This is a genomic window from Cyanobium sp. LEGE 06113 (assembly GCF_015207615.1).
Genome location: NZ_JADEWM010000006.1, coordinates 20,881 through 33,318 on the forward strand (window position 1 = coordinate 20,881; position 12,438 = coordinate 33,318).

Below are 12,438 nucleotides of genomic sequence, written 5' to 3' on the forward strand. Positions count from 1 at the left end.
ATGACCGGCACCGATGCCCCCAACGCCCGCAACCACTCGCTGGGGCTGCGCACCTCCGTGCGCTGGGCTCGGTCGATCACCTGGACTCTGGTGATCGGCGCTGCTGCGGGCATCAGCTGGCTGGCCCTGGCGAAAACCGAAGAGATCGTGGTGGCCCCAGGCAAACTGGAACCCAGCGGCCAGGTGCGCGACATCCAGATCCCGGTGGATGGCGTGGTGAAGGAGGTGCTGGTGCGCGAGGGGCAGAGCGTGAAACAGGGTGAGCTGCTGCTGAGGCTCGACACCGAGCGCAACGCCTTTGAACTGGGCACGCTGAAGCAGCAGCTCGCTCTCAACCAGCGCGAACAGGCACTCAAGCAGCAGCAGCTCAACCGCTTCCTGAATCAGAACCGCGCCCAGCTGGCCCAGTTGCAGCGCAGTCTGGTGTTGCAGCGCGAACTGCTGGAGCGCCTCGAGGAGCTCGAGCGGGAGGGCGCCAGTGCCGAGCTCCAGACCCTGCAGCAACGCAACCGCGTGGAGGAGCTGCAGGGGCAGATCGACCAAGTGCAGGAGGAACGGGCGCGGCGCCAGGCCGAGCTCGATCAGGAGCGCCAGGTGCTGCTCTCTCAGCAGGCTGCTCTGGCCAGCGGCCTCCAGCAGACGGGCCAGCTCCTGCGCTACCAGGAGGTGCGGGCGCCTGTGGACGGAGTGGTGTTTGCGCTGCAGCCCAAGGGGCCGGGCTTCGTGACCCGCGCCAGCCAGCCGGTGCTCAGCCTCGTGCCCTTTGACCAGCTGGAGGCCAGGGTGGAGATTCCCAGCAGCGACATCGGCTTCGTGGAGGTGGGCCAACCGGTGGACGTGAACATCGACTCGTTCCCGGCCAATGACTTCGGCGTGCTCGAGGGCACGGTGGAGCAAGTGGGCTCTGATGCCCTGCCTCCCAACCCCGCCGAGGGCAATCTCGAATACCGATTCCCGGCCGCAATCACCCTGAACAGCCAGCAGCTGCTGCTCAAGGGCAAGCAGCCGCTCCAGCTGCAGGCTGGCATGTCGCTGCAGGCCCACATCAAGCTGCGCAAGGTGAGCTACCTGCAGCTGCTCTCAGGCCGATTCCGCTCCAAGGCCGATGCCCTGAGACGGCTCTGATAGGATACTTACTCAAATCAACACGAAATGTGAAAGCCCCATGCGGCAGCCCCCTGCCAGGCCTAGAGCTAGAGCAGACGCTGAATCGCCTGTACACCTGAACTAGTCGACTGAATTCGGACGCTACTCAAACTGTCCGCAAAACTCGAAAAACAACCCGGCATCGCTTGACACCACAGGATTCGCCTGAGCATAGTGGTGCCGGAGTGGGTCAAAGGCCCCAACCTTCAACTTTCTTCCCATCTGCAGGGCATCAAAAAATGGCATTACCTCAGCCTGGAATTTCGATCGATGGGGCCAACCCCGCCGATCAGAATCAGAGTTTTACCGGCGACGATTCCAACGAACTTTTCGTTGTTGACAGCAGCAGTGGTATTGGTACGATCACTGGCTTCAAAATCAAAGGTGAGGGCGGAAACGACACCCTGACCCTGGAGGGTTCCCCCCGCGAAACCAACGTCTTCGGTGGCGACGGCGACGACATTCTCTCCGTCGTCACAACGAATCAAGGCTCTGTCGTTGACAGCAAGTTCTTCGCTGGCGCTGGCAACGACACCGTTGTCATGGAAAACGTGCTGATGACCGGCACCGGTCAGGGCACCAGCCAGATCGGCACCGGCAGTGGCCGCGACGAAATCTACCTCCTTGGTGATTTCTTCAACAACAACTTCTTCGCTGGTGACGGCGACGATCTCGTTGAATTCACAGGTCCATCCTCTTACAAGAATTCTCGGGGCTTCACCGGCGACGGTGACGACACCTTCACGGACGGCGGCTTCGAGGTTGACTTCACCACAACCGAGTTTGGCTTCAAGGGCGGCGATGATGTCGTAGACCTGGAAAACAGCTTCACTGGGGTCGGCTCCGAAGGCATGCAGGCCTTCCTTGGCGACGGCGACGACGTCTTCGCCGGTCCCGCTTCTGGCGATGTGACCGTCCTGGGCGGCACCGGAAACGATGCCATCGACACCGAAGACGGCAACGACTCGATCGAAGGTGGCGACGACAACGACTTCATCACTTCCGGCGACGGCAATGACACCGTGCGCGGTGGTGAGGGCTTCGACATCATTCTCGGCCAGGAAGACGAGGATCTGATCTTCGGCGATGCCGGCAGTGACATCATCTTCGGTGGGAACGCCGATGACACCATCGATGGCGGCATGGATGCCGACCTCGTGTTCGGCGGCTTTGGCGATGACTCGATCACCGGCGGCGAAGGTGCCTCTACACCTCCCACCGTGGGCGAGTTACTGGATGAGTTCCTTGCGCAGCCCTTCGACGACCTTGAAAACCCCATCCCCAACACCGTCTTCACCGACGACGACACTCTGGTTGGCGGCGTAGGCAACGACACGATCACGGGTGAATCCGGCGATGACCTCATCTATGGTGGTATTTACGGCGGTCAGCTCAATGGAGGCATTGTAGATCTCGTCGACGATCTCAGTGGTGTCGACCTGAGCGATCCCCCGCCAATCATCAACGAGGAAATCTTTGATACCCTTGTAGCGGGTAATCCAGAACTCGAAGATATCCCCCTCTTTGAGGCCTTTACTGGAATTGGGGAAATCACCGGCGATGACAGCATCGAGGGTGACTCTGGCGAAGACATCATCTTCGGCGGTGGCGGCGATGACACCATCGACGGCGGCGGCGACGACGACATCATCATGGGCAACACCGGCTCTGATGTGATGACCGGCGGATCGGGCGCTGATGACTTCATCCAGCAAGGGGGTGACAGCAGCATCGTGCTTGGTGGTTCTCAGTTCAGTTTCTCGCCTACGGGCTTGTCCCTGGACTTTGGCACCAATATTGCCGAGGGTCTGTTTGCTACTGCCCCTGACATCATCACCGACTTCGACGCTCGCGATGGCGCTGGTGAAGTTGTAGATCAGATTTGGTTCGAATCTGTTGCACCTGGGGGTGGTCCAGGTAATTTCGTTGACATGACGAACGCTCCTGGTCTCTCAATTGGCCAATCCAATTGGGGATTCAACGACATCGTTGTTTACCGCGGCTCATACGACGCTGCGACCTTCACCTTCGAAACTTCAAACAACGGCCCAGACGCTTTTGCTTTCAGGGCTGTTGGAGAGGAGCTATTCCTCCCAGCCGATGAACTGTTCCCCATCCTCACATCCTTTGCCTTCGGCAACCAGGGCGTAATCCTGGAGGGTGCTGGAGACGAAAACTTCGATGCCGCCAACTTCGGCTCGTTCGCCTGAGCAAATTGTTAGGCCTCAAGCACCTCCGGGTGTTAGAAGCTTCCAGCCCCTCCTTGGAGGGGCTTTTTTCATGGCTGCCTGACTGCCCTCCCGCAACCCGCTTCACTACACTGAAGGCCCGCACCCTGTTTGCAATCCTGTACGCAAGGACGATCATCAAATCTCCTTTGATGATTCTTCCTTTCTCTCATTTGGCGACAGGCTATCGGGAGGGATAAGCACTACTGCACAAAGTTTGCAGATCGGATCCCTCAATGATCGTGAGAGAACACGACTCACCGCTCGTAAGAGCCCTATCCAAGACACGCAAGTGCCTAAGACTCATCAAGAAACCCTGCTGATCGTCCCCACATGCCTGCCCAGCGCTCTTTGCCTGAGCATGATTTGCAAGGACATTGCTCAGCAGCTCAGGCTTTAGGCTCGAAACCTGGGCTGGAGCGGTGCTCTGGTTGCTTGCGGCACGAAGATTCAGGCTGTTGGTTGTTATTGGAATCGCATGTTGTTGGTGCCCAGTGAGCTGGTGAAGCAGCAACAGATCCTGCAGCACGAAGGCACCAAGTGCTCTCGATTGGCCATGACCCTCGAGAAGCACCTGCAGCTTCCTGAGATGATCAGGGCGCGGCGCTCTGCTGACCAGGCGCGGGTCCGAACACACGGTTGTTCAGGAGTCCCTGGAGGGGCTGGTTTCATGCCTCTGGAGTTCGCGCAGGCCAAGCCCCCAGCCTCTGCAGCCGCGGTAGTCCCACCTGAAGAAACGGGTCCACCGCAACGCTTTGCAGCTGGGCGGTGGCGGCCGCCGGATCCTCAAGCGGCTGCCCTTCGGTTCCCCGGGGCTGCCGGCCCTGCTGCGCCAGCCGCTGCTGCAGATGGGCCGCCAGCTCCTGCTGCGGTACCCCCGCCTCCAAAGCCTCCAGCGTGATCGCATCGGCCCGGCCGAAGCTGATCGCCGTACCCAGCCGTGGCACCACCAGCGAGCTGTAGGGTGCGCCCTCGGCCATGCAACCCACCAGGTGCCGATTGGCCCGCTGGGCCGTGCTGGAATCCACGGCGGCGTTGCTCACCAGCGCCACGACCCGATGATCCAGTAGCAGCGCCAGGCCGCGCAGCAGCACCGACAACGGCAACATCTGGGCTGGCTCCCGCTGCACGCCCGCCAGCTCCCGGCGCAGCTGGGCCAGGCTGCGCGGGCCCGCCAGGATCGCCTCCAACAGCGGCCGCATCAGCCTGGGATCCAGGCGGATCGTGCCCAGGCTGCAGTTGAGGTTGAAGGCCTCCTCATCCTCCAGCAGTTCCGGCCCCTTCAGAGCTTCCACCTGCAGCTGCTCCAGTGGGGCCAGCGCTTGCTCCCCCCAGAAGCGGTCGCTGCCCTTCACATACAGATCCCGGCGAAAGGTCTGGTTGATCAGCAGGTCGCGGTACAACTCCCGCAGATCCGTGCTGGGGGCCTCCTTGAGGATCTGGCGGTAGGCCTCGGGGTAAAAAAGATCGAAGTTTTCCACCAGCGAGGCGCTACCCAGATAGCTGAGTTTGGCGGCGGCAGCCTCCGCCATCATCTCGTTCACGAACAGCGGCTGCCAGAAGCCGTTGTTGTATTCCTGCACCAGATAGGCGGGATCCTGCTTCTCCAGGGTTTCGAGCTGTTTCTCCAGGCTGGGATAGGCCGTCATCAGGGCCGCTTTCGCCTGTCCCAGCCGGCTGAACAGCGCCCGGGCGGCCTCCAGAGCGGGATGGCCCGGCTGGTGATACTGCTGCAGGGTGGCCACCATGTGCTGGAACGGCACCTTCGCGAGCCAGCCCGGGTGGGTGTTGTAGCTCACATAGAACACCCCGCCCGGGCGCAGCGCCTGGCTCACCGTCTGCAGCAGGGCCTCCCGCACCGGCGGGGCGATCCAGGAGGCGATGCCATGGGCCACGGCGAAATCCACCGGTGGCCAATCGGCCGGCAACTGCCTGGCCAGATCGAGGAAATCCGCCTCCTCGAAGCTCACGTTCTCCAGGCCGCAGCCCGCGGCCAGTTGGCGCGCATGGGCGATGTGCTCCGGGTGGAAATCCACTCCAGTGAAGCGGGCCTGCGGGTGGGCGGCCGCCAGCAGGCAGGTGCCCACCCCCTGACCGCAGCCGAGATCGAGATAGTGGAAGTTGCCGCTCAGATCCGGCGGCCGGTGGCCCTTCAGCAGGGCGGCGAAGGCGATGTTGACCGGGCTCTGCTGGGGATAGAAGCCGTAGGAATAGCCCTCATCGGCGAAATACCCGTGTTGCCAAGCCATCGGCCAGTCCTCAGGAAAGCAGTTCCAGCACCCCAAGCTTGCACAGCCAGTGGGCGGCATGGCGCAGGCCCTCGGGCGGCAGATCGGGCCTCCCCACCTCCAGCTCCGCCAGGCTGAAGGGGCCATGCCGCTCCAGCTGCGCCAGCAGCAGCTCGCACAGCTCGTCGCTGCAGCCATGGGGGGCGGGGAAGCGGTGGATGGCCAGGGGTGCCAGCCGCTGCCAGCGCCGCCGCGCGGCCGCCCCATCGCCGCCGAAGCGCGTGCCGGGATGCAGCTGGCCACTGGCCCAGCCACCGAACTGGCGCTCCGTCGGCGGCAGGCACAGATCGGCCTCGCCAGGCCCCGGCGCCCTGCGCCGCGCCAGTTCCAGCGACACCGCCAGGTCGCGAAGGCGCCGGCCGATCACCGGCCAGTCGTAATGCTGCTGTGCCCGTCGCTGGCCCGCTTCCCCCAGCCGGCGCCGCAGCTCAGGATCCCCGATCAGGCGCTCCAGCGCCACCACCAGCGCCGCCGGATCGATCACCACCTCCTGCATCAGCCGCCCCACGAACGAGTCGTAGTCGTGCTCGCCAAGCGCATAGCGGGACAGTTCGCGGCCCATGCCCTTCGCTGGCTGGTGGCTGGGCACCAGCCAGCCGGTTTCGCCGTGGCGCACGGTGTCGCGGTAGCCGTTCCAGTCGCTGGCGATCACCGGCAGACCGCAGGCCATCGCCTCCACCGGTGTCAGCCCGAAGGTTTCCTGGTGGTTGTCGGCCATCGACACGAAGATGTCGGCCGCCGCCCAGGCCCGCTCCCCCAGGGCATGGTTCTCTCCATCCAGCAGCAGCACCTCGTAGCCCCTCGTCAGGGCAGCAAGCGCCTCCCGCAGCGCCTGAATGTGCTCCTCAGGAGCGGTGCCGTAGAGCAGCAGCCGCAGCCGCGGCGCCCCTGCCGGCCGCCGCGCCGCCACCCGCGCCAGCGCCTCCAGCAGCAGCGTGGGGTGGGCCTTGGCGTGCAGTGACAGCCGGCCCACGAACAGCAGCACCACCTGGTCGGCCTCGATCCGCAGCTCCCGCCGGGCCGACTGCCGCTGATCCCGCAGTGCCGCCTGCCGACCCGCGTCGCAGCCCAGCGGGATCAACGGCAGCCGTGGTCGCGGCACCCGCAGCCCTGCCACCCCGAAGCGACGTCGCAGCCGCTCCTCCTCCCAGTCCAGGGCCGTGCGCACCGCCTCGCGGGCACAGCGGCTGGTGCAGATCAGCGCGTCCCAGGGCTGCACCGGGGCGGTCACCAGCTCCCGCAGCCCCTCCAGCACGTTCAGGGAGCACAGGGTGTGGGTGATGCCGATCAGGCCGTAGGCCCGGGCCCCGCTGCCCTGCCACTGGCGCCAATGGGCCAGGCGTCCCAGCAGCGGATCGGACATGAACACCTGGTCCACACCCTCCGGCGGCTGCCTTTGCAGCAGCCGCTGGCTGTGCAGCCTGAGCTCAGGCCGCCTCGTCAACGCCTCCGGCAACCCATCGCTGCCCTCCTGCGGCGGCAGCAGCACCCGGAACGTGTCGGTGGGTTCGCTGTCGATCAGCGCCGTCAGCAGCCCGCCGCTGGCCGACTGGCGCCCCATCTTGCGGGTCGCCATGGAGAACTGGGAGGCCACATAAACGGGAGCCAGTCGCGGCGCATCTCCCGCTCTCGTCATCCGGCCTCGCCCAGGCCGCGGCCGGCCACCAGAGCGATCAGCGCCAGCTGACGCGGCAGGCAGCGGGCCAGCCCGTAGCCGCTGGCTGTAGCGCGTGCGGCCTCGCCAAGGCTGGTGCGTTGCTCGGGATGCCCCAGCAGATCAGCCACAGCTTCCGCCAGATCCAGCGGGCGGAAGAAATCCACCAGCAGCCCGTTGTGGCCATCCTCGATCACCTCCTGCACCGGTGCTGTGGCCGATCCCACCACCGCGCAGCCGCTGGCGAGGGCCTCCAGGAGGCTCCAGCTGAGCACGAAGGGATAGGTGAGATACACATGCACCGCACTGAGGCGAAACAGCTTCCGCAAGGTGTCGTGGGGGAGCCGCTCGGTGAAGTGCACCCGGGCCGGGTCGTAGCGGCCCTCGATCTCCTGCAGGAACACATCCTTCCATTCCCCCTGAGGGCAGGCGGAGCCGTAGCTCACTCCCTTGGTGTCACCCACGATCACGATCCGTGCCTGCGGCTGGCGCTCCTGGATCGCTGGGATGGCGCGCAGGAAGGTATGGCAGCCCCGGTAGGGCTCCAGGCGCCGGTTCACGAAGGTCACCACCGGATCCCCCGCTCGCAGCAGCGTGCCATCCGGCAAGGCAAGCTCCGCCACGCCGCTGCAGCGCTCCACCGCGGCCAGGTCGATGCCGTCGTGAATCACGCTCATCCGGCTCTGCCACTGCGGCGGGAAGGTGGAGCGCTGGAACTGGGTGGGGGTCACGTTCCAGTCGCTGGCGCTGAGGTTGAGCAGCGGATTGGCCGTTTTCATCCGGCTGCGGGCGCAGTGTTGCCAGTCGGGCGGCTCCTGAAACTCCGGATCAAAGTCCAGATCCATGCTGCGGCTGCGGTAGTAGAACTCCTGATACGTGAGCAGGGGCACACCGGGAAGCACGTCCTTGAGAAACAGACTCTCGCCCCAGCCCGCGTGGGCGCAGATCACATCCGGCAGGAATCCCTCGCTGCGCAGCTGCTCCACCGCCGCCGCGCAGGCCTCACCCCGGATCACCTTGCTCTCCAGATCCGCCGCCCAGGGATGGATCTCACGGCTGCTGGAGCGGCGCGTGCTGTAGGCCACCACCCGCACGCCGGCCATCCGGGGCGGCGTCTTGCCAGGCTTCGCCAGCACCAGGGCCACCAGCTCGTGGCCGCCCTGCCGCGCCAGCGCCCCGGCAAGGTGCACGTACTGGCCCGGGAAGTTCTGGTGCACGAACAGAATCTTCATGCACCCCCTCCAGGCGTCCGGAGTTTCCCAAGCGGCGCCAGACCTTCGCAGGCCCCCACCACCACCGGATGGACATCCTCTTCGTGCACGGCAACTATCCCGCCCAGTTCCGGGCGCAGGCCGGGGCCCTGGCCACCCATCCGGGCCACCGGGTGGTGTATGCCACCGAGCGCGATCCGGTGCCGCAGGCAGAGATCATTCCAGGGCTGCACATCGCCCGTTACGCCCCACACCGCCCGCCAACCAAGGGCATCCACGCTTACCTGAGCTCCAGCGAGGACGCCGTGCTCCATGGTCAGGCGGTGGTGCGCTGTCTGCACGGTCTGCAACAGAAAGGCTTTCAGCCGAAGCTAGTGATCTACCACGCTGGCAGGGGCCTGGGCCTGTTCCTGCGCCAGATGCTGCCAGAGGCCGTCCTGGTGGCCTACTGCGAGTGGTACTTCAAGCCAGCCGATCTGCCCTGGCTGAGGAACCGCCGCGATCTCAACGCCTCACTGGCGATCGGCCTGCGCAACAGCGCCATGCTGCTGGAACTGGCGGAGGCGGATCTGGCCGTGGTGCCCACGGCCTGGCAGCGGCAGCAGTTTCCAGCCCCGCTGCAGGCCCAGCTCCAGGTGCTGTTCGATGGCATCGACACCAATTTCTTCCAGCCGCCAACCCCCGCGGCGCAACGCCGCGAGCTGGTTCTCCAGCCGGAAGGGGAGGCCCCTCCGCTGCGCCTCGGAGGAGATGCGGTGGTGCTCAGTTACACCACCAGGGGGATGGAACCCCTGCGGGGCTTCCCCGAGTTCCTGCGCTCCCTTCCTCCGCTGTTGGCGGCCATTCCCAGGCTGAATGTGGTTGTGGCGGGCCGCGACCGACAGGCCTACAGCTACCAAGCGCCGAGCCACGGCGGCAGCTGGAAGGAACACCTGCTGGAGGAGCTGGGTGAGTTCGAGGGGCGCGAGCGACTGCATTTCACCGGCCTGATCCCCTACGGGCAGCTCCGCGACCTGATGCAGCGTACCGATCTGCATGTTTACTTCAGCCGTCCCTACGTGACCAGCTGGAGCCTGTTCGAGGCCGCTGCCTGCGGGGCTCCGATCCTGATGAACACCGGACCGGCCACCACCGGTGTGCTGCCCGGCGCGGCCTTCGCCACCGTGGATCTCGATGAGGCCGCCGCCCTCCCCGGGGCGATCCGGGCGGCCCTGGAGCGCTCCTTAGGGGCGCGCAGCCAGCCACGGGAGTCGCGGCTGGCTCCTGAATTCGCCCTACCGGCTTGCCTCCAGCGCTGGGAGGCCTTGGTGAACACGGCCCTGCGCAGACGGCGGGGGGCGGCCACAGCGTCGGCGCAGCTATGACGTTGATGTGGATGGCAGAATCCCGCCCAACCCCGGTCGTGACGGCGGTGCCATGGCTGTAAGCATCCCGCCAGCCGTACGTGTGCGGGTCGGCATCCCCCACTTCTTCCGTGAAGACGGGACCAACCAAGGCTATGGCTCCAGCCGGCCCAAGGTGCGTCAGCAGCGGTGCCTGGCCCTGGCCCGATGCCTGCAGGCTCTGCTGGCCCAGGGGCGGGCCCACGACGACCTGGTGCTGCACATCGCCGGCCGCTGTCTGCAGGCCGCCCCCGCCCTGGAGCGCAGTGGGCCGCCCCTGTTCCCCCTGGTGGTTGAAGTCCATGTGTTCACCGATGGCAGCCACCGGCTGGAGGAGGTGTTGCAGCTCTTCGACGGCCAGATCCAGGTGCACAGCCTGGATCTGGAGGACCCGCGCCAGCTGCCCCTGGCCTGCCGTGATCACCTCGTCGCCGCCGAACCACGCGCCGACCTGAGCCTCTACCTGGAGGACGACCTGGTACTCAGCGATCCGCTGTTCTTCGACAAGCAGCGCTGGTTCCTGGAGCGATCGGGCGGGCGGGCGGTGCTGATGCCACACCGCTATGAACTCATCCCCGGGGGTGGCGGCCGGCGGCTGCTGATCGATGGTCCACTGAAACCGGAGTTCATCGAGCGTTTCTGCCAACCCAAGGTTGCCGTAGCCAGCGCACGCTTCCTGGACGGGCAACAGGTGAGCTTCGATCGAACGGCCAACCCTCACTCGGGATTGTTCTGCGTGAACTCCGAACAGATCCTTAAGCTTCGGCAACAGCCGCTCCCCCGCCAGGGTTTCGTGACGCCCCTGGAAACAGCGGCCACGCTCACCGTGCTTCAGCAGTTTGCGGTGCTGAAACCAGCACTGGCGCACAGGGCCTTCCTCTGGATGGAACATGGCCACCCCTCCTTTCTGGGGAGATTGAGAACGTTCCCGCACTGCGGACCCTGAATGACAGCAGGCCTTGTCAAGCAGGACAGCGCACAGGCGGCCTTGCACTCTTAGTGGGGAGACGGCCCCGCTTTCTTCCACTGGGCGAGAATGGCCTTGGTAGCAGTCACATAGCTCTGGGATGTGACGAGCCGCTCGAGAAGATGCAGCCGCAGCTGATCCTTCACCGCCCCATAGCCGGGATCGCCGGCCAAGTTCCGCTGTTCATCGGGATCGTTGACAGTGTCAATGAGCATGTAGGCTTCACCCGAACGGTTGAGAGCGATCTTCCACTCGCTGGTCAGCGCCATGATCTCGCCGTTCAGTTCTGAAAGGGCACTGAGCCGAGGCTGGCTGGCAGGATCATCGAGAGCAGGGCACAGCGACACGGCGAACTGTTGATACCCCAACTCACCACCAGCCAGTTCCACCAAGGTGGGGCCAAGGTCTGCCAGTTCCACCGGCGCCTGGCAGCGTTGGCCACCAGCTGCGGAAGCAGGCGACTGCGCCGTTCGCACAATGAGCGGCACGCGCACAGCACCATCCAGAAAGGCGCTCTTGTAGACGAGGCCATGATCGCCATTGAATTCACCGTGATCGGAGGTGAAGGCAATGATCGTGTTATCGAGTTCACCGCGGGCGGACACCACTTTGAGGATCTCCCCGATCTGGTCGTCGATCAGGGTCACGTTCCCCGCGTAGTTCGCCCGCATCGCCCGCACGTCTTCAGCGCTCAGGCCGGGGAGGTGCTGCAGTCGCCAGTCCAGACCACCCTGAACCCGTCTTTCGCTCCAGTCAGGAACGGGGGTAGGCGGGGGCATGGTGTCAGGGTCGTACATGCTGGCATAGGGCTCAGGGGCATCCCAAGGTTCGTGAGGCCCCCCGAAGCTGACCCAGCAGAACCAGGGCTCACTGCGCTCGTAGCTCTCCAGGTAGCGTGCCGCCTGCTGACCCACATACACATCGGCATACTCCTCAAGGGGCAGGGGAGAGGGGCGCGCCACGAAGGGGTTATGGGCGAAACGCTCGGCGTAGTCCTCCCGGTAGCGTTGCCAGAGGCCAAGGGCATCCCAGCGGGCGGTCATATGGCTGACCACCGAGGCACTGGCACGAGGCCCTGCAATCTCGTCTACATCATCCAGGCCATAGGCATTCATGAGGTGGGTGGTCTCGCGCAAGTCGCGACCATGGGGATATAGGTGAGACTTGCCAAAGAGGCTGGTGCGGTAGCCCGCTCGGCGGATGGCCTGCATCCAGGTCGGCGTAGTGACCGGCAGGGTGAAGCTCCCGTTATTCCACACGCCAGTGTTGTGGCAGTACAGCCCTGTAGCAAGACTGATCCGTGCCGAAACGCACACCGGCGAGCCCGTCACACAATTCGGGAACAGCACACCTTCGCTGGCAATGCGATCAATGTGTGGGGTACGCACCCAGCCACCGGTGCAACCAAGGGCATCCCAGCGCAGCTGATCTGCCATGACAAAGAGAATATTCGGCCGCTTGCTCATTGCAAACCCCAGGCTCAATCGTTGTCTGCTACTAGCCTAGCCTTGGAAGTGCAGATTCAGGCTATCTGTCAACGAACATTAAACTCCTCACTACGA

Annotated in this window: 8 protein-coding genes; 4 read left to right on the forward strand and 4 right to left on the reverse strand. The window is 64.7% G+C overall.

The window, feature by feature from the left end; genetic code table 11:
* Complete coding sequence (locus IQ220_RS10950) at nucleotides 1-1,125, forward strand: HlyD family secretion protein (RefSeq protein ID WP_228009137.1); 1,125 nt, start codon at nucleotides 1-3, stop codon at nucleotides 1,123-1,125.
* Between the two features lie 260 nt (nucleotides 1,126-1,385).
* On the forward strand, nucleotides 1,386-3,356 hold the full coding sequence (locus tag IQ220_RS10955) for a calcium-binding protein (RefSeq protein WP_193914991.1): 1,971 nt from the start codon (nucleotides 1,386-1,388) through the stop codon (nucleotides 3,354-3,356).
* 686 nt (nucleotides 3,357-4,042) lie between these two features.
* Here the strand turns inward: IQ220_RS10955 and IQ220_RS10960 are convergent.
* From IQ220_RS10960 to IQ220_RS10970, 3 genes are read right to left on the reverse strand one after another with little or no spacing between them, the layout of a single operon-like run.
* Nucleotides 4,043-5,623, reverse strand: coding sequence for a class I SAM-dependent methyltransferase (locus tag IQ220_RS10960; RefSeq protein ID WP_193914993.1), 1,581 nt, complete (start codon nucleotides 5,621-5,623; stop codon nucleotides 4,043-4,045).
* Between the two features lie 10 nt (nucleotides 5,624-5,633).
* Entirely contained in the window at nucleotides 5,634-7,238 is a 1,605-nt protein-coding gene (locus IQ220_RS10965) for a glycosyltransferase family 4 protein (RefSeq protein ID WP_193914995.1), read from the reverse strand.
* Between the two features lie 56 nt (nucleotides 7,239-7,294).
* The gene (locus tag IQ220_RS10970) at nucleotides 7,295-8,548 is read right to left on the reverse strand and encodes a glycosyltransferase family 4 protein (protein ID WP_193914998.1); all 1,254 of its coding nucleotides are present in this window, start codon (nucleotides 8,546-8,548) and stop codon (nucleotides 7,295-7,297) included.
* A gap of 68 nt (nucleotides 8,549-8,616) precedes the next feature.
* Between IQ220_RS10970 and IQ220_RS10975 the strand changes: the two genes are divergently transcribed.
* Nucleotides 8,617-9,891: a glycosyltransferase gene (locus tag IQ220_RS10975; RefSeq protein ID WP_193915000.1), complete on the forward strand. Its 1,275-nt coding sequence runs from the start codon at nucleotides 8,617-8,619 to the stop codon at nucleotides 9,889-9,891.
* 52 nt (nucleotides 9,892-9,943) lie between these two features.
* The gene (locus IQ220_RS10980) at nucleotides 9,944-10,855 is read left to right on the forward strand and encodes a hypothetical protein (protein ID WP_193915001.1); all 912 of its coding nucleotides are present in this window, start codon (nucleotides 9,944-9,946) and stop codon (nucleotides 10,853-10,855) included.
* Between the two features lie 50 nt (nucleotides 10,856-10,905).
* Here IQ220_RS10980 and IQ220_RS10985 read toward each other — a convergent pair whose 3' ends face one another.
* Nucleotides 10,906-12,342 (reverse strand): sulfatase, encoded by a 1,437-nt coding sequence (locus tag IQ220_RS10985; protein ID WP_193915003.1) that lies wholly within the window; start codon nucleotides 12,340-12,342, stop codon nucleotides 10,906-10,908.
* Nucleotides 12,343-12,438: the final 96 nt, after the last annotated feature.

Coding starts and splice junctions, on each gene's coding strand:
- IQ220_RS10950 (WP_228009137.1), top strand. CDS start 1: ATGACCGGCACCGATGCCCCCAACGCCCGCAACCACTCGCTGGGGCTG.
- IQ220_RS10955 (WP_193914991.1), top strand. CDS start 1,386: ATGGCATTACCTCAGCCTGGAATTTCGATCGATGGGGCCAACCCCGCC.
- IQ220_RS10960 (WP_193914993.1), bottom strand. CDS start 5,623: ATGGCTTGGCAACACGGGTATTTCGCCGATGAGGGCTATTCCTACGGC.
- IQ220_RS10965 (WP_193914995.1), bottom strand. CDS start 7,238: ATGGCGACCCGCAAGATGGGGCGCCAGTCGGCCAGCGGCGGGCTGCTG.
- IQ220_RS10970 (WP_193914998.1), bottom strand. CDS start 8,548: ATGAAGATTCTGTTCGTGCACCAGAACTTCCCGGGCCAGTACGTGCAC.
- IQ220_RS10975 (WP_193915000.1), top strand. CDS start 8,617: ATGGACATCCTCTTCGTGCACGGCAACTATCCCGCCCAGTTCCGGGCG.
- IQ220_RS10980 (WP_193915001.1), top strand. CDS start 9,944: ATGGCTGTAAGCATCCCGCCAGCCGTACGTGTGCGGGTCGGCATCCCC.
- IQ220_RS10985 (WP_193915003.1), bottom strand. CDS start 12,342: ATGAGCAAGCGGCCGAATATTCTCTTTGTCATGGCAGATCAGCTGCGC.